At 66.1% G+C, this 24,866-nt stretch carries 24 protein-coding genes; 16 read left to right on the top strand and 8 right to left on the bottom strand.

Going from position 1 to position 24,866, the window contains the following annotated elements; genetic code table 11:
• Positions 1-15 precede the first annotated feature (15 nt).
• Positions 16-1,701: an alkaline phosphatase D family protein gene (locus ACIGKQ_RS04960; RefSeq protein ID WP_396572559.1), complete on the bottom strand. Its 1,686-nt coding sequence runs from the start codon at positions 1,699-1,701 to the stop codon at positions 16-18.
• A 317-nt stretch (positions 1,702-2,018) separates the two neighbouring features.
• On the opposite strand from ACIGKQ_RS04960, the gene thyX reads away from it, so the two are divergent.
• From thyX to ACIGKQ_RS04990, 6 genes are all read left to right on the top strand, one after another.
• Entirely contained in the window at positions 2,019-2,771 is a 753-nt protein-coding gene (thyX, locus tag ACIGKQ_RS04965; RefSeq protein WP_235722201.1) for an FAD-dependent thymidylate synthase, read from the top strand.
• Between the two features lie 190 nt (positions 2,772-2,961).
• Positions 2,962-3,996, top strand: coding sequence for an SMP-30/gluconolactonase/LRE family protein (locus tag ACIGKQ_RS04970; RefSeq protein ID WP_396572561.1), 1,035 nt, complete (start codon positions 2,962-2,964; stop codon positions 3,994-3,996).
• A gap of 147 nt (positions 3,997-4,143) precedes the next feature.
• Positions 4,144-5,052, top strand: a complete 909-nt coding sequence (dapA, locus tag ACIGKQ_RS04975) for a 4-hydroxy-tetrahydrodipicolinate synthase (protein WP_235722199.1) — start codon at positions 4,144-4,146, stop codon at positions 5,050-5,052.
• Entirely contained in the window at positions 5,049-6,992 is a 1,944-nt protein-coding gene (locus ACIGKQ_RS04980; protein WP_235722198.1) for an RNase J family beta-CASP ribonuclease, read from the top strand. Before dapA ends, ACIGKQ_RS04980 begins: the two co-directional genes overlap by 4 nt.
• 39 nt (positions 6,993-7,031) lie before the next feature.
• A complete protein-coding gene (locus ACIGKQ_RS04985) occupies positions 7,032-7,664 on the top strand; it encodes a TIGR03085 family metal-binding protein (protein WP_235722197.1) in 633 nt (210 codons plus the stop codon).
• Positions 7,665-7,764: 100 nt separating this feature from the next.
• A complete protein-coding gene (locus ACIGKQ_RS04990) occupies positions 7,765-10,752 on the top strand; it encodes a DNA translocase FtsK (protein ID WP_396572564.1) in 2,988 nt (995 codons plus the stop codon).
• Positions 10,753-10,766: 14 nt separating this feature from the next.
• Here ACIGKQ_RS04990 and ACIGKQ_RS04995 read toward each other — a convergent pair whose 3' ends face one another.
• The gene (locus tag ACIGKQ_RS04995; protein ID WP_287016037.1) at positions 10,767-11,204 is read right to left on the bottom strand and encodes an MmcQ/YjbR family DNA-binding protein; all 438 of its coding nucleotides are present in this window, start codon (positions 11,202-11,204) and stop codon (positions 10,767-10,769) included.
• A gap of 248 nt (positions 11,205-11,452) precedes the next feature.
• On the opposite strand from ACIGKQ_RS04995, the gene ACIGKQ_RS05000 reads away from it, so the two are divergent.
• Complete coding sequence (locus ACIGKQ_RS05000) at positions 11,453-12,448, top strand: TerC family protein (protein ID WP_235722194.1); 996 nt, start codon at positions 11,453-11,455, stop codon at positions 12,446-12,448.
• Positions 12,449-12,477: 29 nt separating this feature from the next.
• On the opposite strand, the gene ACIGKQ_RS05005 is transcribed toward ACIGKQ_RS05000, so the two are convergent.
• Both ACIGKQ_RS05005 and ACIGKQ_RS05010 read right to left on the bottom strand, forming a co-directional pair.
• Positions 12,478-12,762 (bottom strand): YciI family protein, encoded by a 285-nt coding sequence (locus ACIGKQ_RS05005; RefSeq protein ID WP_396572566.1) that lies wholly within the window; start codon positions 12,760-12,762, stop codon positions 12,478-12,480.
• Between the two features lie 45 nt (positions 12,763-12,807).
• Complete coding sequence (locus ACIGKQ_RS05010; protein ID WP_235722192.1) at positions 12,808-13,389, bottom strand: amino-acid N-acetyltransferase; 582 nt, start codon at positions 13,387-13,389, stop codon at positions 12,808-12,810.
• Between the two features lie 139 nt (positions 13,390-13,528).
• Between ACIGKQ_RS05010 and pgsA the strand changes: the two genes are divergently transcribed.
• The 7 genes from pgsA to ACIGKQ_RS05045 all read left to right on the top strand — a co-directional run bounded on the left by pgsA (position 13,529) and on the right by ACIGKQ_RS05045 (position 19,116).
• On the top strand, positions 13,529-14,206 hold the full coding sequence (gene pgsA, locus ACIGKQ_RS05015) for a CDP-diacylglycerol--glycerol-3-phosphate 3-phosphatidyltransferase (RefSeq protein WP_235722191.1): 678 nt from the start codon (positions 13,529-13,531) through the stop codon (positions 14,204-14,206).
• 281 nt (positions 14,207-14,487) lie between these two features.
• Complete coding sequence (locus tag ACIGKQ_RS05020) at positions 14,488-14,844, top strand: helix-turn-helix domain-containing protein (RefSeq protein ID WP_235722190.1); 357 nt, start codon at positions 14,488-14,490, stop codon at positions 14,842-14,844.
• A 103-nt stretch (positions 14,845-14,947) separates the two neighbouring features.
• Positions 14,948-15,763, top strand: a complete 816-nt coding sequence (locus ACIGKQ_RS05025) for a PspA/IM30 family protein (protein ID WP_235722189.1) — start codon at positions 14,948-14,950, stop codon at positions 15,761-15,763.
• A 105-nt stretch (positions 15,764-15,868) separates the two neighbouring features.
• Positions 15,869-17,059 (top strand): glycosyltransferase, encoded by a 1,191-nt coding sequence (locus ACIGKQ_RS05030; protein WP_396572568.1) that lies wholly within the window; start codon positions 15,869-15,871, stop codon positions 17,057-17,059.
• A 24-nt stretch (positions 17,060-17,083) separates the two neighbouring features.
• A complete protein-coding gene (locus ACIGKQ_RS05035) occupies positions 17,084-17,278 on the top strand; it encodes a DUF3046 domain-containing protein (RefSeq protein WP_235722187.1) in 195 nt (64 codons plus the stop codon).
• Positions 17,279-17,522: 244 nt separating this feature from the next.
• A complete protein-coding gene (gene recA, locus ACIGKQ_RS05040) occupies positions 17,523-18,566 on the top strand; it encodes a recombinase RecA (protein WP_235722186.1) in 1,044 nt (347 codons plus the stop codon).
• 25 nt (positions 18,567-18,591) lie between these two features.
• A complete protein-coding gene (locus tag ACIGKQ_RS05045; protein WP_235722185.1) occupies positions 18,592-19,116 on the top strand; it encodes a regulatory protein RecX in 525 nt (174 codons plus the stop codon).
• Positions 19,117-19,146: 30 nt separating this feature from the next.
• On the opposite strand, the gene ACIGKQ_RS05050 is transcribed toward ACIGKQ_RS05045, so the two are convergent.
• From ACIGKQ_RS05050 to ACIGKQ_RS05065, 4 genes are read right to left on the bottom strand one after another with little or no spacing between them, the layout of a single operon-like run.
• Complete coding sequence (locus ACIGKQ_RS05050; protein WP_266062582.1) at positions 19,147-20,040, bottom strand: amino acid ABC transporter permease; 894 nt, start codon at positions 20,038-20,040, stop codon at positions 19,147-19,149.
• Positions 20,037-20,720 (bottom strand): amino acid ABC transporter permease, encoded by a 684-nt coding sequence (locus ACIGKQ_RS05055; protein ID WP_396572571.1) that lies wholly within the window; start codon positions 20,718-20,720, stop codon positions 20,037-20,039. Before ACIGKQ_RS05055 ends, ACIGKQ_RS05050 begins: the two co-directional genes overlap by 4 nt.
• Before the next feature lie 21 nt (positions 20,721-20,741).
• Positions 20,742-21,767 carry a glutamate ABC transporter substrate-binding protein gene (locus tag ACIGKQ_RS05060; protein ID WP_235722182.1) on the bottom strand — a complete coding sequence of 342 codons (1,026 nt, stop codon included), beginning with the start codon at positions 21,765-21,767 and terminating at the stop codon, positions 20,742-20,744.
• Position 21,768: 1 nt separating this feature from the next.
• A complete protein-coding gene (locus ACIGKQ_RS05065; protein ID WP_235722381.1) occupies positions 21,769-22,497 on the bottom strand; it encodes an amino acid ABC transporter ATP-binding protein in 729 nt (242 codons plus the stop codon).
• Positions 22,498-22,656: 159 nt separating this feature from the next.
• Between ACIGKQ_RS05065 and miaB the strand changes: the two genes are divergently transcribed.
• Both miaB and ACIGKQ_RS05075 read left to right on the top strand, forming a co-directional pair.
• Positions 22,657-24,246, top strand: a complete 1,590-nt coding sequence (gene miaB, locus ACIGKQ_RS05070; protein WP_396572574.1) for a tRNA (N6-isopentenyl adenosine(37)-C2)-methylthiotransferase MiaB — start codon at positions 22,657-22,659, stop codon at positions 24,244-24,246.
• Positions 24,246-24,866, top strand: coding sequence for a hypothetical protein (locus ACIGKQ_RS05075; protein WP_266062584.1), 621 nt, complete (start codon positions 24,246-24,248; stop codon positions 24,864-24,866). Before miaB ends, ACIGKQ_RS05075 begins: the two co-directional genes overlap by 1 nt.

Here is a 24,866-nt window from a genome sequence, read left to right on the forward strand (position 1 = left end):
GCGACGTGCTGTCGGTCAGTCCTGTGGCTGCGAAACCGACTGGACGCGTTGGCTTCCCGGGGCCACCCGAAACGACCGCGCGTGGTACCGGCCCGTCTGCGGATCGGTCTTGTCGTTGACGAAATACCAGTCCATCTGGGCGGCGGCCGGCGTGACGGTGAGCACCGCGTAGCCGTGCGCGTCGAAGTCGTTCCAGCGCACATGTCGGTTGGCGGTCATGATCGCGGCGGGGACCGCATTGCCCACGGTGTGCTCGGGGACCCCGAGAATGTCGTCGACGTTCGACGAGGTCACCGACGGCACCACCAATTCGGTGGCGACGGTACCGGCGGCCGGATAGCGAGCGGGGTCGGCCGGGATGTCGCAGGCCCAGGATGAATGGATGTCACCGGTGATGAACACCACGTTGTCTACGTTGTTGGTCCGGATGGCGTCGAGCAGCCGGGTGCGGTCGGCGGTGTAGCCGTCCCATTGATCGGCGTTGTAGGGGACGCCCTGCCTGGGCAGCCCGAGCACCTCAGTGAGGGCGGCGGCGTTTCGTTCGTCGAGCGGCGGAACCAGCACCGGCGAGATCATCACCGGGTTGCCGACGATTCGCCATCGCGTCGTCGACGAGGTCAAACCCTCCGTCAGCCAACCCATCTGGGCGGCCCCGGTGATGCTGCGGGACGGGTCGTCGACACGCCGCGACGTGGCAGAGACCTGCTCATCGCGGTAGGTGCGCAGGTCGAGCATCGACAGTTCCAACAGGCGACCGAAGCCGAGGCGCCGGTAAAGGTGCCGGCCGTTCGGTCCGGCGGCGGGGCGCACCGGCATCCACTCGTAGTACGCCTTCTCCGACGCCGCTTTCCGTGTCCCCCAGGGGCCCTCGCTCGCGTCGTGGTTCTCGGCGCCACCCTTCCAAGAGTCGTTGGCGGACTCGTGATCGTCCCAGGTGCAGATCCACGGCACACGGCGATGTAGCTCGGCGAGATCCGGGTCGGTCTTGTACTGCGCGTGCCGCATCCGATAATCGCGTAGGGTCACGGTCTCGTTGGTGGGGGAGGTGGCGCGCACCACTCCGGACTTGCCGGTGTATCCGTCGCTCTCGTATTCGTAGAAGTAGTCGCCGAGGTGCACGACCGCGGTGAGGTCGCGATGAGCGCGGAGATGACGGTACGCCCCGAAATAGCCTGCTTCCCAGTTGGAACACGAGACCACGCCGAACCGGACGCGGCTCACGTCGGCGTTGGGCGCGGGCGCGGTCCGGGTGTATCCCACGGGGGACATCGCTCCGGTTGCCGGGCCGGACGTCACTCGGAATCGGTAGGTGTATCGGGTGTTCGCGGCCAAGCCGGCGACGTCGACCTTCACGGTGTGGTCGGTGCCCGCCGCCGTGGTGACGGTGCCAGAGGCGACGACCGTGGCGAACGAGTCGTCGCGCGCGACCTCCCACGTGACCCCGGTGGCCGGACCGAGGCCCGAACCCGGTCGCGCTGCGGGGGTCGGGGTCACCCTGGTCCAGAGGATGACCCCATCGGGCAGCGGGTCCCCGGAAGCGACCCCATGTGCGAAGACCGCAGTAGATGCCGGGGCCGCAGTCGCTCTGCCGGCCACGACCGGAAGTGCCGCAGCCCCGGTGACCACGGCACTGGTCCGGAGGAGGGCCCGGCGCGAGGTGGCGGCCCGCTCATGATTCTGACTGGATGACTGAACGGACATGATTCCCCCACATCGGGCGCCACTTCCGGCGGGGCCGGATCAGGCGCTACTGACACATCGCCGAACATCATGCGCCATGTTGCTCGGCGGTAGCGAGCGATCGGGACAACGGGTCATCTGACCTGCTGGGTGTTTTGCCACCTCGTCGCCGAACGTTCACCTGGCCGTTCGGTGGAATGTGACGTGGTGAACTCCGCCCGGCGACGATCTCGTCCGGACCCGGTGGCGAACTGCGCTGCCCGACGCCCGATACTGGGGGACAATCGACGCCCCGTCCCCTCAGGGTGCGGATCGTGCAGACGTGGTGAGGAGCAGACGTGTCCGAGTTGGTGCCGCTGAAGGTTCAGATGGTGGCTGCGACCGAGTTCACCCCGCCGCCGGACGTCGACTGGACCACCGACGCCGAGGGTGGGGAAGCGCTGGTCGAGTTCTCCGGCCGCGCGTGCTACCAGAGTTGGGACAAACCGAACCCCCGGACCGCCACCAACGCGGGATATCTGCGCCACATCCTCGAAGTCGGCCACACTTCGCTGCTCGAACACGCGTCGGTCACCTTCTACATCACCGGGATCTCCCGCTCGTGCACCCACGAACTGATCCGCCATCGGCATTTCTCCTACTCGCAGCTGTCGCAGCGGTTCGTGCCCGAACACGACGCCAACGTGGTGGCGCCCCCGGCAATTCGTGGTGACACCGAACTCGAGGCGCTCTTCACCGAGGCCACCGACGCCTCGCGCAAGGCCTACAGCGAATTGCTCGACGCATTGGAAGCCAAATTCGCCGATGTGCCCAATGCGATCCTGCGCCGCAAACAGGCACGACAAGCAGCGCGGTCGGTGTTGCCGAACGCCACCGAGACCAAGATCGTGGTGACCGGCAATTATCGGGCATGGCGGCATTTCGTCGGTATGCGCGCCACCGAGCACGCCGATGTCGAGATCCGGCAGCTCGCCGTGGAGTGCCTGCGCCACCTGATGCGGGTGGCGCCGACAGTTTTCGGTGACTTCGAGATCAGCACCCTCCGCGATGGCACCGAGGTCGCCACCTCTCCGTTCGTGCTCGAGGGTTGACCGCCTACCACATCGCGGGGCCATTGTGTGGCCGGCCACATTCCGGTGACGGATCGTTCACTCGACTGTCGTCCGGATGTGCCGTCGAGTTCGAGTGAGAGACCGATCCCGGGCATCAAATCGGTGGGCGCCGCCGGAGAGCGGCGCATTCATCGCTCATGCGGCAGTACCCAGGGGGAGGAACTCAGCCGTGTTCACGTCAGGGATCCATTCGACCGCACGAATTCATTCGACCGGCACGCGGCGCGTCCGCCAGGCGATACATCGCCTGGCGGTTTCGCTCACAGCCGGATGCGTGGCGGCGGTCGCCGCGACAGGTGTCGCGGCAAACGCCACCACGGCACCGACTGCGGCGACGCATCAGGCCGCCTCGATGCCGTCGTGCCCGAACGCGGGACCACCACAGGTCCTGACCACCGATCTGGCGACCTTCGAGGGCGGTGATTTCGACGACGAGGGTCGCCCTGTCGTTTCGAACTGGCTCGGTTCCAACGTGCATCGGATGGACACGCCTGGGCGCACCCACGTGATCAATCCGTTTCTGCTGTTCCCGCTCGGGGTGGTGAACAACGACGACGGCCTGATGGTGGTCGGCAACGGCGTCACCACACTTGCACCGTTGAGCCAGTTCATTCCCAGCGGACAGTTGCTGAGCATGAACCCAGACGACGGGAGTTTCCACGCCTACGCGCGGCAGCTGGTCTCGCAGGGCAACGGACTGACCAGGGGACCGGACGGGAGCATCTACGCCTCGAACGACCTCGCGGCATCGCTCGACAAGATCCTGCCCAACGGACACGTCATCAAGGGCTTCTATCAGAGCAGCGGTACCAATGGCGGGACCGTGAGCGCCGACGGAAAGACGCTGTATGTCACCGAGACCTTCACCCTCGACGCCAAGGTCATCGCCATCGACACGACGACCGGTCGCGGGCGGGTCTACTGGCGTCCACCGGCGAGTCTGGCACTGGCACACCTCGACGACGTCAAGCGCGATGGCGCCGGGAACCTGTATGTGGCCGCATGGGGTGCGGGGCAGGTGTGGCGGATCTCGGCCGACGGCGAATCGGCCTGCGTGCTGATGGCCGATGAACTATTGCCGGCCGGACTCGTCGTCGGAAAGAACGGCACCCGGTTCGCGCCGCACAGCCTGTTCGTACTGACCCACGGTGGCCGAATCCTCGAGATCCCGGACGCGGTCCCGACGCCCCGCCCGGCGACCTGAACCGCGACCCAGAGCACCTGGTGACAGCGCCCGACCCGCGGGTGATGGAGGGGCGTGACCTCGCCGTTGGCATCCGCGGGTCGACCCGTCGCGACACAGTGCGCCCACACGCGAATGCGCCCTGGAGAGAAGGTAGCCTTGAGCACCATGAACGCAGGCGCAGACCAGCCGCAGGACCACCCGTTCGGGACCATCGCCGTGGCGATGGTGACCCCGTTCACCCCCGACGGTGCGCTGGATCTGGACAAGGCTGCGGAACTCGCGGATCACCTGGTCTCCAAGGGGTGTGACGGACTGATTGTCTCCGGCACGACCGGTGAGTCGCCCACCACCACGGTGCCCGAGAAGCTCGAACTGCTGCGTGTGGTGCTCGATGCGGTTGGTGACCGCGCTCGGATCACCCAGGGAGCCGGAAGCTACGACACCGCCGAGAGTGTCCGCTTCTCCGTCGAGGCGGAGAAGGTGGGCGCGCATGGGTTGCTCGTCGTGACGCCCTACTACTCGAAGCCTCCGCAGGCCGGGTTGCTGGCGCACTTCCGGACCATCGCCGATTCCACGGACCTGCCGGTGTTGCTCTACGACATCCCGCCGCGGTCGGTGGTGCCCATAGCCAACGAGACGATGCTCGCCCTCGCCGAGCACCCGCGGATCAAAGCCGTCAAGGACGCGAAGGGTGACCTGCACTCGGCGGCCGGCATCATCGCCTCCACAGATCTCGAGTACCTGTCGGGAGAGGATGCGCTCAATCTGCCGTGGTTGTCGGTCGGGGCCACCGGTTTCGTCAGTGTTATCGGCCACCTCGTGGCTGATCGTCTGCGCGAGATGCAGATCGCCTTCGACAAGGGCGACGTGCGCACCGCACGCGAAATCAACACCTCGATGCTGCCGCTGGTCAACGCCATGGGCCGGCTCGGTGGGGTGACGATGGTCAAGGCATCACTACAGCTCTTGGGACTCGATGTCGGGGCGCCACGACTGCCGCAGGTTCCGGCCGGTGGCCCACAGATCGAAGCGTTGATCGCGGACCTGCGGGCGGCAGGTGTTCTCGACCGATGACCGAACCCACCCGTCGTCGACGATCCGCACGTCGCCAGGCCGGGCCCCCGGCCGCGCCCGTCGATCCGCCGACGCCCAGCCCAGAGGCCACCAGCCCAGAAACCACCGGCACCGAGCCGAAACACGCTGCTGGGCAGACACAACGACCACAGACCGGAGCGTCGCGGAGTGGTGGCGGCCGCCACGAGCGTCGGGATCGCCGCGCCGACAACCGAACTCGCGGCCAGCAGAAACCACAGCCGGCTGCGGTGCCGGCCGTCGACAGTCTCGGCACACCGCCGCGGGCGCCCCGCCACGGATTGCGGATAGTCGCGCTGGGCGGGATCGGCGAGATCGGCCGCAACATGACGGTGTTCGAGTACGACGGTCGGCTGTTGATCGTCGACTGTGGTGTGTTGTTCCCCGAGGACGCACAACCCGGTGTCGACCTGATCCTGCCGGACTTCACCTACATCGAAGACCGGATGGACGACGTCGACGCGATCATCCTGACCCATGGCCACGAGGATCACATCGGCGCCGTGCCGTTCCTGCTGCGGCTGCGCAGTGACATTCCCGTCATCGGTTCCAAGTTCACTCTGGCGCTGGTGGCGGCCAAGTGTCGTGAGCATCGCCTGCGGCCGAAGCTCGTGCAGGTCACCGAGGGAGAGCGGACCACGCACGGTCCCTTCGAGTGTGAGTACTTCGCGGTCAACCACTCCATCCCCGACGCGATAGCCGTGGCGATCCGCACGGGCGCGGGCGTTGCGCTCCACACCGGCGACATCAAACTCGACCAGTTGCCACTCGACGGTCGCCTCACCGATCTGGCCGGCTTCAGCAGGCTCGGTGATGAAGGCGTCGACCTGTTCCTCGTGGACTCGACCAACGCCGAGGTGCCGGGATTCGTCACCCCGGAGCGCGAGATCGGCGGTGTCCTCGATCAGGTGATCGGTCGGGCCAGACAGCGCGTGATCGTCGCGTCCTTCGCCAGCCATGTCCACCGCATCCAGCAGATCGTCGACGTCGCGCACGCCCACAACCGTCGGATCTGCTTCGTCGGGCGATCGATGGTGCGCAACATGCAGATCGCCCAGGATCTCGGCTACCTGTCGGTGCCCGACGGCGTCCTGGTGGATCTCGACACCGCTGCCACGCTGCCGGATCACCGGCTGGTGCTGATCTCGACGGGTTCGCAGGGTGAACCGTTGTCGGCGCTGTCGCGGATGGCCCGTGGCGAACATCGTCAGATCAACATCCGGGCCGACGATCTGGTGGTGTTGGCGTCGTCGCTGATCCCGGGCAACGAGAACTCGGTGTTCGCCGTGGTCAACGGGCTCGCCAAGCGTGGCGCCACCGTGATCACCCAGCAGAGCGCGAAGGTCCATGTGTCCGGGCACGCGTCGGCGGGCGAGTTGCTGTACCTGTACAACGCAGTCCGGCCGTCGAATGTCATGCCGGTGCACGGTGAATGGCGGCACCTGCGCGCCAATTCGGCGCTTGCGGTCGCCACCGGTGTGGCCGAGGACCGGGTGGTGCTCGCCGAGGACGGCGTGGTGGTCGACCTCGTGGACGGGCGCGCAGCGATCACCGGTCGCGTGCCGGTCGGGCACGTGTATGTCGACGGCCTGTCGGTCGGCGACGTCGGCGAGTCGACGCTGTCGGAACGTCTGGTGCTGGGTGAGGGCGGATTCATCTCGATCACGATCGCGATCGATGCCACCACCGGCCGGGCGGTGTCCGCCCCGGAGGTGTCCGGGCGTGGCTTCTCCGACGACCCGGACGCCCTGAAGGCGGCCGCGGATCTCGTCGACCAGGCACTCGACGCGCTCGCCGCGGAAGGCATCACCGACGCCCATCGAATCGCCCAGACCATTCGACGCACCGTGGGTCGCTGGGTCGCCGAAACCTACCGCCGGCGACCGATGATCGTGCCGACCGTACTCGCCGTCGGTTCCTGAGCTCGGGTGCGGGCGCCGAGCGTTCGTTAGGGTGAACCGGTGACCTTCGCACAAGAAGAACGAGCTGCCCTGGTCGATACGATGCGGTCGGTCGGGCCCGATGCGCCCACGCTCTGCGCCGGATGGACGGCCAAGGACCTGCTGGCCCACCTGGTCGTCCGGGAGCGCCGCCCGGACACCGCACCAGGCATCATGATCCCGGCCTTCGCGGGCCACACCGAGAAGGTGCGTGCCGCCGCAGCGGCAGGCTCGTGGGACGACATGCTGGCCCAGTTGGCCGCCGGACCTCCGCTCTATTCGCCGCTCAAGGTGGTCGACCGATGGGCCAACCTGGCCGAGATGTTCGTCCACCACGAGGACGTCCTGCGCGGTGCCGCCCGACCCGATCAGACCTGGACACCGCGCGAGATCTCCGCAGAGTTGCAGGAGGCGTTGATCGCACCGGCCAAGTCGATGAGCAGGATGACCCTCAAGAGCTGCCCGGCTCGCGTCACCCTCCGAACACGCGACAGCCGCGATGTGGTGACCGTAGGCACCGGGCCCGAGGCCGTCGTCGTGGGCAACCCAGGTGAACTGCTGCTCTTCGCCTTCGGTCGAGCACCGGTGAACGTGGTCTTCGATGGTGATGAGCAGGCGGTTTCGGCGGTGCAGGCGGCCAAACGGGGGCTGTGAACCCGGCCGCCGACACCGATCGGTTACGAATCCGACACGCGAGCGCGTTGCCAGTGTTGCCCATGTGACTGGCGAGGCGTCTGGCGACTAGTCTGTCCGCATGGCTTCGAAAGCAACCGCCGGTGCCCAGAAGAAGGGCGCAGCGAAGACGGGTGCGACCACCGCGAGGTCGACCACGAGCAGGACCCGGGCGACCGCAGGAAGTGCGAAGACGGGCGCTCGCACGGCGCGTAGCACCAGCGGACGGCGCGCGCCGGCGCGCGCCACCGCCGGCACCGTCCGTTCCGGCAGCTCGCGGCGCCCGTCTGATGCCCGCACCACTGGGACATCGAAGCGCGCGGGTGCGTCGCGGCAGGCCGACGCGTCGGCCGACATCCATCGGAGGTCGGTGGCGGCCAGCGGTGCGTCGGCGGTGGGACGAGGTCTCGGGGCGGGGTGGTCTTTGATGGCGCGCGGGGTGGGGAGTATCGCCCGCGCCGGCGGGGGAACGCAGTCGGGACGTCGTGACGAGCAAGACGACCTGACCGACGATGGATTCCTCGATGACGATGTCTCCGATGCCGGCGACGACGTCGTCGACGACGGGTTCGATCTCGACGGGCCCATCGTCGACGAGACATCCGGTCGCCGCTCGCAGGCCCATCGACGGCCGGTGGCCGGCGCGGCGCGTGATCTCAGCGGACACACCCACCGACGCGACGGCGCCGCACTCGCGGTGCTCGCCGCCGGGTTGCTCGTCGGCGCCAGCGTCTGGTTCGGTGCGGCCGGTCCGGTCGGGGCGTTCATCGAAGCGTTGATCCGGGCCGTCGTCGGCGGGGTGTCGGTCGTGGTGCCGCTGGCGCTGGTCGCCGTGTCGATCATGCTGATGCGGCGTCCGCCGAACCCATCGGAGCGAGCGCGCTACCTGGGTGCGGGGTTGCTGATCGTGCTCCCCGTCCTCGGACTCATCCACCTCGTCGCAGGTGCTCCCGAGGACCTCCCGGGTCGCTCGGCGGCCGGTGGGTTCTTGGGCTTCGCGGTCGGCACGCCGCTGACCAACGGCGTCACCGCGTGGATCTCGGTGCCGATTCTGGTGCTGTGTGTGGCGTTCGGGTGCCTGATCCTGAGTGGTAAGACCGTGCGTGAGGTCGCCGACGGGGTCGTCGGATATCTGGGTCTGGGCGGCGACCTTGCGCTAGAGGATGATGTCGCGCCGTGGGATGACCTGGACGACGAGGTCGACACTGCCGCAGAGTTCGCCGATCCGGTGGACAACCGGGACCCGGAGGCGACCGAGGTCCTCGACGGCCGGGGAAGATACTCCGCCGATCCCTATGACAACTATCCGCCCGACGCCGAACCGGCATCGCGCAGTCGCCGACGGCGTCGACCGGCTGATCCCGAAATCGACGCCGCCGACTTCGCCGCCGCGACGACCGTTCCCCTCGACGACGAGGTCACCGAACAGATCGGTCGTCCCGAACCGTCGGTGTCGACGAGCGGACGATCTCGTGCGAAGGCCGAGCGGAGCACGCCGGCGCCGACCCCGAGTGCTCCGGTACCGGCCGAGCCGGAAGCCGACGAACTGCCGGGCGGCGGTCTCGTCGAACGGGTCGTCGACGGTGAATACCACCTGCCCCCGTCGTCGCTGCTCATCGATGGTGACCCCCCGAAACAGGGTGGCCGGTCGAACGACGACATGATCGACCGGATCGGTGGGGTGCTCGAACAGTTCAAGATCGACGCGGCGGTCACCGGCTACACCCGCGGTCCCACCGTCACCCGCTACGAGGTCGAGCTCGGGCCGGGCGTCAAGGTGGAGAAGATCACCGCCCTGCAGCGCAACATCGCCTACGCCGTCGCCACCGACAACGTGCGTCTGCTGGCTCCGATTCCCGGCAAGTCTGCGGTCGGTATCGAGGTGCCCAACACCGACCGGGAGATGGTGCGTCTGGCGGATGTCCTCAAGGCGCCCAAGACCCGCAAGGACACCCATCCGCTGGTGATCGGTCTCGGCAAGGACATCGAAGGTGAGTTCGTGAGCGCGAACCTGGCGAAGATGCCGCACCTGCTGGTCGCCGGTTCCACCGGCTCGGGTAAGTCCAGTTTCGTCAACTCGATGCTCGTCTCGTTGCTCACCCGCGCCACCCCCGAGGACGTGCGGATGATCCTGATCGACCCGAAGATGGTGGAATTGACTCCGTACGAGGGGATTCCGCACCTGATCACGCCGATCATCACCCAGCCGAAGAAGGCTGCCGCCGCGCTGGCCTGGCTGGTGGAGGAGATGGAGCAGCGCTATCAGGACATGAAGGCGTCGCGGGTGCGCCACATCGACGACTTCAACGCCAAGGTGCGCTCGGGCGAGATCACCACTCCGCTGGGCAGTGAACGCGTCTACAAGCCCTACCCGTACATCATGGCCATCGTCGACGAGCTCGCCGACCTGATGATGACCGCGCCCCGCGATGTGGAGGATGCGATCGTGCGCATCACCCAGAAGGCGCGCGCCGCGGGTATCCACCTCGTGCTGGCCACCCAGCGTCCTTCGGTCGACGTGGTGACGGGACTGATCAAGACCAACGTGCCGTCGCGGCTGGCCTTCGCCACCTCGTCGCTCACCGACTCACGCGTCATCCTCGATCAGCCGGGCGCGGAGAAACTCATCGGCATGGGTGACGGGCTGTTCCTGCCCATGGGGGCGAACAAGCCGATCCGCATGCAGGGCGCGTTCATCACCGACGAAGAGATTCAGGCGGTCGTCGACTTCACTCGCGAACAGAGCGACCCTGACTACACCGAGGGTGTCACCACCGCGAAGGCCGGCGACAAGAAGGAAATCGACGGCGACATCGGCAACGACCTCGATGATCTGCTACAGGCGATCGAGCTGGTGGTGTCGAGCCAGTTCGGCTCCACCTCGATGCTCCAACGCAAACTGCGCGTCGGGTTCGCCAAGGCGGGCCGGTTGATGGACCTGATGGAGACCCGCGGCGTTGTCGGCCCCAGCGAGGGCTCGAAGGCACGGGAGGTCTTGGTCAAGCCGGAGGACTTGGCCGGGGTGATCACCTCGATCACCGGCGGCGCGGACTCCAGCGAACAGGCCTGAGGGCTCGGCGTCGGTCAGTCGAGACCGTGCTCGGTCAGCCACGTGGCGGCCCGGCGCGCCGATGCCCGGCTCAGCCAGGCGTCCTGGATGATCTCGGTGAGTTCGTCCCGAGTGACCTCGGAAACTCTTGACGTGCGCAACAACACCGACAGATGTCCGTTGAAATGGTTCGTGGTGAAGAACGGTGACCGATCCTGCTGCACCAACGCGAGTTTGTCGGCCTCCGAGGCGACCCAGATGACCACCACGTCGTCGTAGCGTTCGCCCGTCACCGGGTCGACCGCATCAGGGCGGGGAGTGCGGAAGAACACGAACGACTTGCCGCCGACCTGGTAGACGGGCCGGTCGGCATGGGTGCCGGCATCGGTCACATGTGGCATGCCCCGGGCAGTCGTGTGGATGTCGGCCACCGACGCCGGACGCGTCCCGGCCGACCCGGATGCAGGCGACATGGATGCAACCGTACGCGTGGGTGTACTAGGCTGGGCGACGATCGAAGAGGGGAGTATCCCCGACCTCGCGGCGTTCCCGTCAATACGGCCGCGTCCCGCCGACGATGCGGATCATCGTCGTCAGGACCGTCCCGGGTTCGTCGGTCGGCTCGCGGAGCGCACACGTACGTAGTGGGCGTCCGGTGTACCGGCGGGAGAGACCTCTGGCATCGCAACCGTTGTGCTGCGCGCTGGAGGAGATCGCTCGCATGGATGTTTCGTCAACCGTCTGGATTGTCACCTGTGTGGTGATCGCCGGACTCTTCGTCTTCGACTTCTTCGCCCACGTCCGCGTGCCACACGCCCCATCGCTGAAGGAATCGGGCTCGTGGTCGGCCGTGTACATCGGCATCGCCATCCTGTTCGGTCTCTTCGTGTGGTGGCAGTGGGGAAGCACCTACGGTGGCGAATATTTCGCCGGGTATGTGACCGAGAAGGCGTTGTCGGTCGACAACCTGTTCGTGTTCGTCATCATCATGTCGAAGTTCGCGGTGCCCAAGGAGTATCAGCAGAAGGTGCTGCTGCTCGGCATCGTGATGGCACTCATCCTGCGCGGCCTGTTCATCGCGGTCGGTGCTGCTGCCATCAACGCCTACGCATGGGTCTTCTACCTGTTCGGTGCGTTCCTGATCTACACCGCGATCAAACTCGTCCGGGAAAGCGACGACCCGGTCGACCACGAGGAGCAGCGCGAAACCCGGCTGGAACGCTTCGTCAAGCGCCGTCTGCGCACCACCGACGACTACGACCGCGACAAGTTGTTCACCCGTGTCAACGGCAAGCGGATGGCCACCCCGATGCTGATGGTGCTCATCGTCATAGGCTTCACCGACATCCTGTTCGCCCTGGATTCCATCCCGGCTATCTATGGGCTAACCCAGGAGCCCTACCTGGTGTTCACCGCAAACGCATTCGCGCTGATGGGGCTGCGACAGCTGTACTTCCTGCTCGGGGGGCTCCTCGACCGGCTGGTGTACCTGTCCTACGGACTCTCGTTCATCCTGGCGTTCATCGGCGTCAAGCTGGTGCTGCACGCCCTGCACGAGAACACCCTGCCGTTCATCAACGGCGGTGAGCACGTGTCGGTGCCCGAGATCACCACCCCGGTGTCGCTGGGGGTCATCGTGCTGACGCTGGTCATCACCACCGTCGCAAGCCTGATGAGTTCGAAGAAGCCGAAACAGTCGGAGTCCTCGGAGACCTGACCCAACGCGGCGCCGGTGCCGTTGACGTATCAGGAACCGAACGGACCGAACACCTCGGTCCACTCCACCACTCGGATCCCGTCGACGGCCCGGTGCGCGTTGAACGGGTCGTTGGCCAGGAACGCCTCGGCGGCGTCGAGCGACGCGGCCTGGATGAGGATCAGCGCGCCGGAGCCGTCCGGGTAGGGGCCGCAGGCCAGTACGTTGCCCGCGCGGAACTCCTTACCGAGCCATTCGCGGTGCAGCGGCCGGTGTTCGTCGCGGAGGGCAGCCTTGGCGGGTTCGTAGGTGTAGTGCACGGCGAAGATGGTCATCGTCGACTCCTGTTGGTTCAGTGCGGTCGGATCGGTGCGGTCGGATCAGTCGAGCGCGGCCAGCATGCGGGTGTTACCCAGGGTGTTGGGCTTGACATAGCTCAGGTCCAGGAACTCGGCGACGCCGGTGTCGTAGGAGCGGCACATCTCCTCGAACACCTCCCGGGTCACCGGCGTCCCGTCGATCTCGGCGAAGCCGTGCCGCGCGAAGAAGGACGTCTCGAAGGTGAGCACGAACACGCGCGACAGTTGCAGTTCACGTGCGACATCCATCAGCCGGGCGACCAGTCGGTGGCCGATGCCGCGGCCGGCATACCCGGTGTCGACGGCGACCGTGCGCACCTCGCCGAGGTCGGCCCACAGGACATGCAGTGCACCGCACCCGACCACCACACCGTCGATGTCGGCGACCCAGAACTCCTGGACCGACTCGTAGAGCGTGACGAGGTTCTTCTCGAGCAGGATCCGCCCGGCGTACTGATCGATGAGTTCCTTGATCCGCGGGACATCGGAGGTACGGGCCCGGCGGATGGCCACCGCGCGGGCCGAGTCCGGGCCCGCCGCACTCGATTCCGACGATGTGGGGTCCGCGGGCGACGACGCCGGCTCGGGGGCGACAGGAGGCATGGCATCACAGAGTAGTCGCGAACGTGACCCGGGCGCACGGACCGGCGACATCGGCCAGATAGGCTGGCATCGTGTGGGAGCAGTATCGTCGGGTCAGCGTGCGGCCACAACCGACGCAACCACAACGGATCCGGGCATCATGACCGATCGTGTGCGTCGTGCAGTCGAGGAGAGCGGTCTCGCGAATGCCGGGCGCGGTCCCGATCACATCACTGACCCGGTCGACCCGGTTCCGGTCGTCAACATCGCCAACGCGCTCACCGTCTTCCGGATCGTTCTCGTCCCGGTCTTCATTGTGGCGTTGTTTCTCGGCGGCGGTCACGACACCGGTTGGCGCATCGCGGCCGCAGTGATTTTCGGCATCGCCGCGATCACCGATCGTTATGACGGCCGCCTGGCCCGCGAGCGCGGTCTCGTCACCGACTTCGGCAAGATGGCCGACCCGATCGCGGACAAGGCGCTCATCGGTTCGGCACTGGTGGGCTTGTCGATCCTCGGAGATCTGTCGTGGTGGGTCACCATCGTGATCCTCATCCGTGAACTCGGGGTCACCGCCCTGCGGTTCTGGGTTCTACGCCACGGCGTCATCCCGGCCAGTCGCGGTGGGAAGCTCAAGACGTTGCTGCAGGCGGTGGCCATCGGGCTGTATCTGTTGCCGTTGGCCGGACTGTGGCATGTGGCGGCCGCGGTGACCATGGGGACCGCCGTGATCGCCACCGTCTTCACCGGCGGTGACTACGTGTGGCAGGCGCTCGTCCTGCGCCGACGCTCGCTCGCCGGTCGGACCGATGAGGGGCGCGCGAGGACGCCCGACTGACACGCCCGGCGTGTTCGCCCCTGGCGCAATCGGCTCGCGGTGCGCAGTGCGGCAGCGGCGGTGAACTTCGACTACTGTCGTGGCACGGACGGCGGAGAGGTCGGCGGAACTCGCCGCGGGGTCGACGCGTTGATGTGATGTACCCCGGGGCGTCGAACCGATCCGACGTCATGGACACGTCGGACGTCACGAACCACCCGATGTCATGATGTGCAGAGTCGTCACGATGTGCAGTACGGCCGGTGAGCAGTCGCGGACGGTAAGCAGTGAGGAGGACCTCGATGGCAGTGCTACTGCGTGAGGCGCTGGGAGACAGCCTGCGCCGGGTGCGCACCGCGCAGGGCCGGACCCTGCGTGAGGTGTCCACCGATGCCCGGGTCAGCCTCGGGTATCTCTCGGAGGTCGAGCGAGGTCAGAAGGAGGCGTCGAGCGAACTGCTGGCCTCCATCTGTGATGCGCTCGACGTCGAGATCGCCGAACTCCTGCTCGACGTGGGGCACGCGATGCTGCCCGCCGGCGACGAACACCTCGTCGGTTCCACGGACCCGGTGGCTGCGGGCGAGATGGGTGTGCTCGATGCGAAGGTCGTCATCCCCGGCCCCGGTGGTCGTACCGAGGCGGCACTGGCAGCGGCGTGAGGTCGGTTGTCGAACCGACCCGACCCGTCGCCCCGCGTCGGCCACAACGGCTAGATTGGTTACACACCGCAGGCGAATACCGGACTATGGAGTTGACGCAAGTATGGCGAACCCGTTCGTGAAGTTGTGGCGCTATCTGATGGCACTCGGCAACGCGAAGATCGACGAGAACGCGGATCCGAAGGTCCAGATCCAGCAGGCCATCGAGGATGCGCAACGACAGCATCAGGCGCTGTCGCAACAGGCCGCCTCCGTGATCGGCAACCAGCGACAACTGGAGATGAAACTCAACCGGCAGCTCGAGGAGATCGAGAAGCTGCAGGCCAACACGCGCCAGGCGCTGACCCTGGCCGATCAGGCCAGCTCGGCCGGTGACACGCAGAAGACTCAGGAGTACACCAACGCCGCAGAGGCCTTCGCCGCGCAGCTCGTCACCGCGGAGCAGAGCGTAGAGGATCTCAAGGTGCTCCACGATCAGTCGTTGCAGGCTGCTGAACAGGCCAAACAGGCCGTCGAGCGCAATGCGATGATGCTGCAGCAGAAGCTGGCGGAGCGGTCCAAGCTGCTCAGCCAGCTCGAACAGGCGAAGATGCAGGAGCAGGTCAGTGCGTCGCTCAACCAGATGAGCGAACTGTCGGTGCCGGGTAACACACCCAACCTCGATCAGGTCCGCGACAAGATCGAACGCCGCTACGCCAACGCACTCGGCCAGGCCGACCTCGCCCGCAACTCGGTGCAGGGGCGGATGCACGAGGTCGAACAAGCCGGGGTCCAGATGGCCGGCCATGCGCGTCTCGAGCAGATCCGCGCCAGCATGTCCGGCGGCGCGCTGCCGTCCTCGGGATCGGCCGAAACCGCCGCGCCGGCGCAGCCGACCGCGCAGCCGGGCACCGAACAGCCCCCTCAAACGGGCAACTGACAGACGGACATCTGAGCATGACCGCACCGACGGCCTCCTACCGACGTGGGGGGCCGTCGTCGTGTGCGGTCGGTGTTCGAATCCGAGTTCCCGCCGAGGAGGGTTGTGGCACGAGTCGCCATCGTCGCGGGACCTGATGCCGGGCATGCGTTTCCGGCGTTCGCACTCGCCGAGCGGCTGACCGCCGCGGGGATCGAGGCTGTCGTGTACACCGGTGCGCGGTGGTGCGCAGACGCCGGGACCCGGGACGTCCGTGTCGAGGTACTACCCGGGCTGGCCGCACTCCCCACCGACGACGACACCGATGCCGGCGCCAAATTGAGCCACCGTGCAGCGCGGATAGCGTCGGCCTTGGCGCCGATTCTCACCACCACATGCGTCGACCTGGTCATCTCCGATGTGATCACCGTTGGCGGAGCGTGGGCGGCCGAATTGGCGGGTGTTCCGTGGATCGAGTTGTCGCCGCACCCGCTGTACCGGGCGTCGGCCGGTCGCCCGCCGATCGGGGCCGGTCTCGAACCGGGCGTGGGCCGGGTGGGTCGCCTGCGCGACACGGCCATGCGTGCGGCCACGGCGCGTTCGGTGCGGTCGGGTGAACGGCAACGAGCCCGGTCGCGGGCGACGATCGGACTGTCCGGCCCCAGCGGGGAACCGATCGCACGTCTGGTGGCCACTCTTCCTGCCCTGGAGGTGTGGCGACCGGATTGGCCCGCCGACACACATCTGATCGGCCCATTGCTGTGGGAACCCACCGACGTGGTCTTCGATCGACCCGTGGGCGACGGACCCGTGGTGCTCGTGGCGCCGTCCACCGCCGTCACCGGTGCGGCGGACATGGTGTCGACGTCTCTGGCGGCGCTGACCGGCGAACTCGCCGATCTTTCGGTGCGGGTGGTGGTCTCTGCGCTGCAGATCCCCGACGGGGTCGAACCTACAGCGCAGGTGACGGTGGGCACCGCCCGCCAGGACGAGGTGCTCACCGACGCGACCTTGGCGATCTGCGGTGGCGGACACGGGATGTTGGCCAAGGCATTGAAGGCCGCCGTGCCGGTGGTGACGGTGCCCGGTGGTGGGGATCAGTGGGAACTGGCCAATCGTGTCCGGCGGCAGGGCAGTGGTGTGCTGGTTCGGCCGTTGGATGTCGGGTCGATGGCGGCCGCGGTGCGGCAGGTGCTGTCCGATCCGGGATTCGCCGCCGCGGCCGCACAGGCGTCGGGTTCGGCGCGGGAGGTCGTCGATCCGGTCCGCATCGTGGAGTGGCTGCTGGGTCGGATGGCTGCCCGATCGGACGGGTGATCGGCTTCGCGTAGGCTGACGGCGATGCGTCTCACCGAGTTCACCGAGCTGATGACCGAGGAATTCGGCGCACAGTCGGCCGATTCGATCCTTCTCGACCACGTGCTGATCGATTTCGGCGGTCGGACCGGGGCGCAGGCCATCGACGACGGGATCGACCCGCGCGACGTATGGGTGGCCATCTGCCGGGATTTCGACGTCCCGCGCCACCGCTGGTGATCGCAGGCGTGTCACGCTTGCCATCGAACACATGTTCGTCCATTCTGAATCCAGAAGGAACCGCGCTCGCCTCCGGTGCGTCATAACCACGGGACACGAGCCAACCCACGAACCGAGAGCAGCCGTCCCCGGCCTGTTCAGCAAACTTGTCAGACCCCGTGGCTAGCGTGCACATCACGTCAGCAACTTCAGCAGACCACCACATCCACGACCGGCCACCGGTCAGAGTTCGGAGGAGAATCTCATGGCACCAGCACCGCAGGATCGGGAGAAGGCACTCGATCTGGCCCTCGCCCAGATCGACAAGAGCTTCGGCAAGGGGTCGGTCATGCGACTCGGCGAGGAGACCCGCCAGCCGATCGAGGTGATCCCCACCGGCTCCATCTCGCTCGACGTGGCGCTCGGCATCGGCGGTCTGCCGCGTGGCCGGATCATCGAGGTCTACGGCCCGGAGTCGTCGGGCAAGACGACCGTGGCGCTGCATGCGGTCGCCAATGCCCAGGCGCAGGGCGGGATCGCGGCGTTCATCGACGCCGAGCACGCGCTCGATCCCGACTACGCCGCCAAGCTCGGCGTGGACACCGACGCGCTGCTGGTGTCGCAGCCCGACACCGGTGAGCAGGCTCTCGAGATCGCCGACATGCTGATCCGCTCCGGTGCGCTGGACATCCTGGTCATCGACTCCGTGGCCGCGCTGGTGCCGCGTGCGGAGATCGAGGGCGAGATGGGTGACAGTCACGTGGGTCTGCAGGCGCGATTGATGAGCCAGGCCCTACGCAAGATGACCTCAGCGCTGAGCAACTCCAAGACCACGGCCATCTTCATCAACCAGCTGCGCGAGAAGATCGGGGTGATGTTCGGCTCGCCGGAGACCACCACCGGCGGTAAGGCGTTGAAGTTCTACTCCTCGGTCCGTCTCGACGTGCGACGGATCGAGACGCTGAAGGATGGCACCGATGCGGTGGGTAACCGGACGCGAGTGAAGATCGTCAAGAACAAGGTTGCCCCGCCGTTCAAACAGGCCGAGTTCGACATCCTCTACGGCCACGGCATCAGCAAGGAGGGCTCGCTGATCGACATGGGTGTGGCCGAGGGATTCATCCGCAAGTCCGGATCGTGGTTCACCTACGAGGGCGATCAGCTCGGTCAGGGCAAGGAGAACGCGCGCAAGTTCTTGATCGAGAACGACGACATCCGCGACGAGATCGAGAAGAAAATCAAGGAGAAGCTGGGTATCGGCGCGGTGGTCGATGCCGACGACGTCGCTCCGGCGCCGGTGGAGTTCTGATATCACCGACGTTCGGATACCACCGATGAGCACCACTTCGGACCCCGAGGAACGAACCGGACCCAGCGCCTGGGATGCGGCACTCCGTCTTCTCGGGGTCCGAGCTCGTTCCCGCCACGAGATGATCGACCGGCTCGCGCGGAAAGGCTTCGACAGCGACACCGTCGACGAGGTGATGGCCCGGCTCGACAAACATCACCTCATCGACGACGAGGATTTCGCCGCCGAGTGGGTGCGTTCGCGGCATGCCCATTCGGCACGCGGACGTGTCGCGCTACGACAGGAACTGCGAGCAAAGGGAATCGACGCCGGCATCGTGGAGTCCGCCCTGGCCGACCTCGACCCCGAGGATGAGCGTGTGGCGGCCACCGACCTGATCGCCAAGAAGCTCACGCCGAGTCAGGTCGATCGACTTCAGGAAGACCCGGCATCGCGTGACGCCGTGTTCCGTCGGCTCGTCGGCATGCTGATGCGCCGTGGGTATGCCCAGTCCCTGGCCATCGAGGTGGTCACCGAATCGCTGGATGCAGTGACCACCTCGACGGACTGATCGATCGGCTCGACATCGAATCCGGGTGCGCTACTTCTTGCCGAAGGTTGGCATGTTCTCGGCGGCGGCCTGGTCGGCCTCCTCGTGGTCGGCCACGGCGGTCTTTCGTCGCCCACCACGCAGTCGCGCCTCGAGGTAGGTGGCGAACGACGACAATCCGAAGTTGATGAGGATCATCACAATGGCCACCACGACGAGCGCCGGGAGGTAGTTGCCGTAGTACGACGCGGATTGGATGCCCGAGCGGACCACCTCGACATAGCCGATGGCATAACCGAGCGCACTGTCCTTGAGTGCGATCACCATCTGCGAGATGAGGGCGGGCAGCATCGCGGTCACCGCCTGCGGCAGCAGAATCACCCGCATCATCTGACTCTTGCGCAAGCCCAGGGCCTGCGATGCCTCGGTCTGACCCTTCGGCAACGAATTGATACCCGAACGAATGATCTCGGCGATCACCGAGCCGTTGTACAGCGTCAGCCCGGTGACCACCGCCGCGAAGGCCAGTTGTGACGACGGGAAGATCGCGTAGTCGGCGAACAGGTAGTACGCGAAGATCATCAGGATCAGCACCGGGATCGCACGGAACACTTCGACGATCAGTCCGGAGACGGCGCGTACCCAGGTGTGGTCGGAGAGTCGCCCGATGCCGAGAACCGCACCGAAGATCAGCGCGAACACGATCGACAGCGCGGCAGCTTTCAGAGTGCCCCACAACCCCGGCAGGATGTACGTGGTCCACGTCGTCGACTTGATGAACGGGTTCCATTTGTCCGCGGTGAGCTGATCGTTGCCGGCCAGAACATAGATCACGTAGGCCGCGACCGCCACCAAGATGGCGATGAACACCACGGCGATGATGGCGTTGCGGCGTCGTGCCTTCGGGCCCGGTGCGTCGTAGAGGACGGTGGCGTTGGCGCTCATCGCTTCACCGCCAGACGCTTGGCGACGTAACCGAACACGAATCCCTCCGTCAGCGTGATGATCATGAAACCGATGGCGATGATCGCGAACACCGCGATGATCTGGTCAGAAAACGTCTCGATCTCTTCCTTCATCAGCAGCGATGCCTCGGCGACACCGATCACCGAGGCCACCGTGGTGTTTTTGGTGAGCGCGATGAGAACGCTGCCCAACGGGCCGATGACGGACCGAATCGCCTGCGGCAGCACGATGATCCCGAAGACCTGAGGAAAGGTGAGACCCAGGGAACGTGCCGCCTCGGCCTGCCCGAGGGGCACCGTGTTGAAGCCCGACCGGAGGGTCTCGCACACGAAGGTCGCCGTGTAGAGGATGAACGCCAACACCGCGAGCCAGAAGTTGTTGTTCTCGATGAAGTTCTCGTTGTCGGGTGCCAGCGCGAGACCGAGGTTCTGATAGAGGCCGATCGAGCAGAACAGCACGATCAGTGTCAACGGGGTGTTGCGCACCACGTTGACGTACACGTCGGCGAACCCGCGCATCACCGGAACCGGCGACACCCGCATCGCAGCCAGCAGGGTGCCCCAGATCAGCGCCCCGATCGCCGAGAAGAACGTGAGTTTCAGCGTCACCCAGAAAGCCGGCCACAGTTGTGGCCCCATATCCGCCCAGAGTTCACTCATGTCGGTGCTCCACCTCCCTCGTCAGCTCAGGCCCGGTGGGCATGGTGTGGGTTCCGAGTCCAGGAAATCCAGGTCCCCGGGTGTCGGCGTGAACGTGTACTGCGAATCGGGCTCCTCGGCGCGGGCCATCATGCGGTCGACCTCTTCGTCGCCGATGGCGTCACGCAGCGCCGCATCCCACGGGGACGTGCCGTCGGGACCCGGCTGCATCATCTCGTCCAGGGCCTCGTTGACCGCGGTGACGACCTCCGGGCTGTCCTTCGCGAGGCCGATTCCGTAGTACTCGGTGGAGAACGGGGTACCCGCTGTTTTGAGGGCGTCCTTCACGCAGGCGTCCTGCGGATAGTTCATGTCGACGAGTTTGAATTCGTCGGGAAAGAAGTTGGCATACCCGGCGAGAATGACCTCGTCGGTGGTCAACGCGTCGACCTTGCCGCGCCGCAGCGCCTCCACACAACTCGAATAGGAGTCGTACTCCTGGAGCTGGACCGATGGAAGCTGCGCCTTCACGTTCTGAGCGGACGTGGAGCCGGTGACCGAGCACAGCTTCTTGCCCTTGTTGAGGTCGGTCAGCGTGGTGATCGAATCGTCGTCATCGCGGACCAGTAGACCCTGGTAATTGATCAGGTACGGACCGGCGAAATCGACTTCGTTCGCGCGCGACGAGGTGATCGAATAGGTGGCCGCGATCATGTCGACCTCGCCGTTCTTGATGAGCGTCTCGCGCTGTGCCGATGGCGTCTCCCGCCACTGGATCTCCGGGTGCTCCACCCCGAGGGAATCGGCGATGCTGTTGACCACATAGGTCGAAACCGCCGGATCGAACCCGGTCACGGATTTGTCGGGGTTTCGGATGCCGAGGCCGGGCTGATCGTATTTTGTTCCGAGCACCACGGTGCCCTCGCGTATCGAGTCGACGAGATTGCGCGGCTCAGAGCTGCCGCATCCCGCGAGTGTCGCGGCCAGGAGGGCAGCAACTACCGCGAACAGGCCGAGGGTGGAGGTGCGCGGTACACGTCTGCGTGATGTCACTGGTGATCTGTTCATCTCAGTGACCGAGGATCTTTCCAAGGAAATCTCGTGCGCGTTCGGACTTCGGTTGCGAGAAGAAGCTTTCGGGATCTGAATCCTCCACGATCGCGCCGTCGGCCATGAAGATGACGCGATCGGCTGCTTTGCGGGCAAAACCCATCTCGTGGGTCACCACGAGCATGGTCATGCCCTCCTTGGCGAGCGACACCATGACGTCGAGAACCTCGTTGACCATCTCGGGATCGAGTGCCGAGGTCGGTTCGTCGAACAACATGATCTTCGGGTCCATGGCCAGCGACCGGGCGATCGCCACACGTTGCTGCTGACCACCCGACAACTGGGCCGGGTATTTGTCCTTCTGGCTTGCTATCCCGACCCGTTCGAGAAGTTCGAGTGCTCGCTTGTTCGCGTCAGCCTTGTTCTTCTTACGCACCTTGATCGGAGCGAGGGTCACGTTCTCCAGGATTGTTTTGTGGGCGAAGAGGTTGAAGGACTGGAAGACCATCCCCACGTCGGCACGTAGCCGGGCCAGATCGCGGCCCTCGTCGGGAAGTGTGCGGCCCTCGACCTCGATCACGCCGCTGTCGACCGGTTCCAGGCGGTTGATGGTGCGGCACAGAGTTGACTTGCCCGATCCCGACGGGCCGAGGACCACGACGACCTGTCCGGCCGGAACCTCGAAATCGATGTCACGCAGCACATGCAGATCACCGAAGTGCTTCTGTACGTTCTTCATCGCGATCATCGGCTGTGGCCGGGAGGTGGGCACGGCCGTTGTGGAGTCGTCCGTCGGCGATTCGGTCATAGTGGCTCACACTAGTGTGATGGATGCGACTCGTCCTGTTCATCGGTGAACCGTGCGCGTATTTGGGACCGATTTGCCCACGCCCGTACCCTGGAAGCCGTGAGTATCGAGTTGTCCGATCGGCATGTTGCCGCTCGGAAGGGTGTCCGGGCGGCCCCGGCCGACGACGTGTCCGCGGGCAGTGGCCGCAGCTATCAGGTGCGGACCTACGGCTGCCAGATGAACGTGCACGATTCCGAACGCATCGCCGGACTGCTCGAAGACGCCGGGTATGTCAAGGCCGACGACGGTGACGACCCCGATCTCGTGGTGTTCAACACGTGCGCGATCCGCGAAAATGCCGACAACAAACTCTATGGCAATCTCTCGCACCTCGCGCCGGTGAAGTCCGAGCGGCCGGGAATGCAGATCGCCGTCGGTGGCTGCCTGGCGCAGAAGGACAAGGACTCGGTGCTGCGCAAGGCGCCCTGGGTGGACGTGGTGTTCGGCACCCACAACATCGGTTCGCTGCCCGCGCTACTCGAACGAGCCCGTCACAACGAGTCGGCGCAGGTCGAGATCCTGGAGTCGCTGGAACGCTTCCCGTCCACGCTGCCCGCCAAGCGGGACTCGGCGTACTCCGGGTGGGTCTCGGTGTCGGTGGGATGCAACAACACCTGCACCTTCTGCATCGTGCCGTCGCTGCGTGGCAAAGAGGTCGACCGTCGCCCCGGTGACGTGCTCGCCGAGGTGTCGGCGCTGGTCGAGCAGGGTGTGCTGGAGGTGACCCTGCTGGGTCAGAACGTGAACGCCTACGGCATGTCGTTCGCCGATCCGGACCAACCGCGTAACCGCGGTGCCTTCGCCGAACTGCTGCGGGCCTGCGGTGAGATCGATGGTCTCGAGCGTGTCAGGTTCACCTCGCCGCATCCGGCCGAGTTCACCGATGACGTCATCGATGCCATGGCCGAGACACCCAACGTCTGCCCACAGCTGCACATGCCGCTGCAATCGGGTTCCGACCGTGTTCTGAAGTCGATGCGCCGCAGCTATCGGCAACGTAAGTTCCTCGGCATCCTGGAGAAGGTGCGAGCAGCGATGCCCCATGCGGCCATCACCACCGACATCATCGTCGGATTCCCCGGTGAGACCGAAGAGGACTTCCAGCAGACACTGGATGTGGTTGCCGCCGCACGGTTCTCGAGCGCATTCACCTTCCAGTACTCACCGCGGCCCGGTACCCCGGCCGCGACGATGCCCGACCAGGTTCCGCCGGAGGTCGTGGGGGAGCGGTATCGCCGACTCATCGATCTACAGGAACAGATCTGCCTCACGGAGAATCAGAAGTTGCTCGGTACCGAGGTGGAGCTGTTGGTGGTGGCCGACGAGGGCCGCAAGTCGGCCCACACCGGACGTCGCACCGGGCGCGCTCGCGACGGTCGACTGGTGCACTTCGCGCCGGCACCTCACGGCGACGACGAGACGATCCGTCCGGGCGACGTGGTGACCACCCGGGTCACCGGCGCTGCTCCGCACCATCTGATCGCCGACGCCGGGGTGGACAGTCATCGGCGGACCCGGGCCGGGGACGCCCATGCTGCCAGCCGGATGCCGACGACGGCACCGGTCGGGGTGGGGCTGGGGATGCCCGGTATCGGAGCGGCGCCCGCAGAATCGGTCGGCGTGGGATGTTCAGGAGGATGCGGCTGATGACTGCCGACAAGGACCAAGAGGTCGACCACGGTCAGGACGCCGCCGGCGGCCTCGCCGCCTACGAAAGCGATCTGCGTCGAGCTGAACGTAAGGTCGCCGGGGAGATCGATCCCGGTCTGCGTGCGGTGGTCGTCGCGGTAGGTGTGCTGGTAGCGATGCTGTCGATGGTGTTGCCGCACACCGGTACCGCCAGTGGGATCGAGGTGCTCACCTTCGCCCCAGACGCCGACGCCGAACGCGTCACCATCACCTCGGAGGTGTTCGTCTACCTGTTGACGATCTTCGGCATCGGTGTGTCGGCATTCGCCCTGCTGACCCGACGGTGGCTGCTGGCGTGGATAGCGCTGTGCGGCAACGCCGTCGCCTGCGTGGCCGGCATGCTGGCGTGGTGGTCACGCAACACTCCCGGCGTCGGGGGCATCGAGCCACCGTCCGGGGTGGGCATCGGACTGATCATCGGCTGGCTCGCCGTTCTGGTGCTGACCTTCCACTGGGCGCGTGTCGTCTGGGCCCGTAGCACCTACCATCTGGCGCTCGAGGAACAACGGCGCAAAGAGGCGGCCACGCGCGACGCGGTGGCGCGATCCTTGCAGCTCAAGCCGGACCGCGACGCCTGA

The organism is Gordonia sp. NPDC062954 (assembly GCF_044543825.1).
Classification (GTDB): Bacteria; Actinomycetota; Actinomycetes; order Mycobacteriales; family Mycobacteriaceae; genus Gordonia; species Gordonia tangerina.

Bases quoted from the DNA above. Each gene is read 5' to 3' on its own strand.
- ACIGKQ_RS04960 (WP_396572559.1), bottom strand. From the start codon at position 1,701: ATGTCCGTTCAGTCATCCAGTCAGAATCATGAGCGGGCCGCCACCTCG.
- dapA (WP_235722199.1), top strand. From the start codon at position 4,144: ATGAACGCAGGCGCAGACCAGCCGCAGGACCACCCGTTCGGGACCATC.
- ACIGKQ_RS04980 (WP_235722198.1), top strand. From the start codon at position 5,049: ATGACCGAACCCACCCGTCGTCGACGATCCGCACGTCGCCAGGCCGGG.
- ACIGKQ_RS04990 (WP_396572564.1), top strand. From the start codon at position 7,765: ATGGCTTCGAAAGCAACCGCCGGTGCCCAGAAGAAGGGCGCAGCGAAG.
- ACIGKQ_RS04995 (WP_287016037.1), bottom strand. From the start codon at position 11,204: ATGTCGCCTGCATCCGGGTCGGCCGGGACGCGTCCGGCGTCGGTGGCC.
- ACIGKQ_RS05000 (WP_235722194.1), top strand. From the start codon at position 11,453: ATGGATGTTTCGTCAACCGTCTGGATTGTCACCTGTGTGGTGATCGCC.
- ACIGKQ_RS05005 (WP_396572566.1), bottom strand. From the start codon at position 12,762: ATGACCATCTTCGCCGTGCACTACACCTACGAACCCGCCAAGGCTGCC.
- ACIGKQ_RS05010 (WP_235722192.1), bottom strand. From the start codon at position 13,389: ATGCCTCCTGTCGCCCCCGAGCCGGCGTCGTCGCCCGCGGACCCCACA.
- pgsA (WP_235722191.1), top strand. From the start codon at position 13,529: ATGACCGATCGTGTGCGTCGTGCAGTCGAGGAGAGCGGTCTCGCGAAT.
- ACIGKQ_RS05020 (WP_235722190.1), top strand. From the start codon at position 14,488: ATGGCAGTGCTACTGCGTGAGGCGCTGGGAGACAGCCTGCGCCGGGTG.
- ACIGKQ_RS05025 (WP_235722189.1), top strand. From the start codon at position 14,948: ATGGCGAACCCGTTCGTGAAGTTGTGGCGCTATCTGATGGCACTCGGC.
- ACIGKQ_RS05035 (WP_235722187.1), top strand. From the start codon at position 17,084: ATGCGTCTCACCGAGTTCACCGAGCTGATGACCGAGGAATTCGGCGCA.
- recA (WP_235722186.1), top strand. From the start codon at position 17,523: ATGGCACCAGCACCGCAGGATCGGGAGAAGGCACTCGATCTGGCCCTC.
- ACIGKQ_RS05045 (WP_235722185.1), top strand. From the start codon at position 18,592: ATGAGCACCACTTCGGACCCCGAGGAACGAACCGGACCCAGCGCCTGG.
- ACIGKQ_RS05050 (WP_266062582.1), bottom strand. From the start codon at position 20,040: ATGAGCGCCAACGCCACCGTCCTCTACGACGCACCGGGCCCGAAGGCA.
- ACIGKQ_RS05055 (WP_396572571.1), bottom strand. From the start codon at position 20,720: ATGAGTGAACTCTGGGCGGATATGGGGCCACAACTGTGGCCGGCTTTC.
- ACIGKQ_RS05060 (WP_235722182.1), bottom strand. From the start codon at position 21,767: ATGAACAGATCACCAGTGACATCACGCAGACGTGTACCGCGCACCTCC.
- ACIGKQ_RS05065 (WP_235722381.1), bottom strand. From the start codon at position 22,497: ATGATCGCGATGAAGAACGTACAGAAGCACTTCGGTGATCTGCATGTG.
- ACIGKQ_RS05075 (WP_266062584.1), top strand. From the start codon at position 24,246: ATGACTGCCGACAAGGACCAAGAGGTCGACCACGGTCAGGACGCCGCC.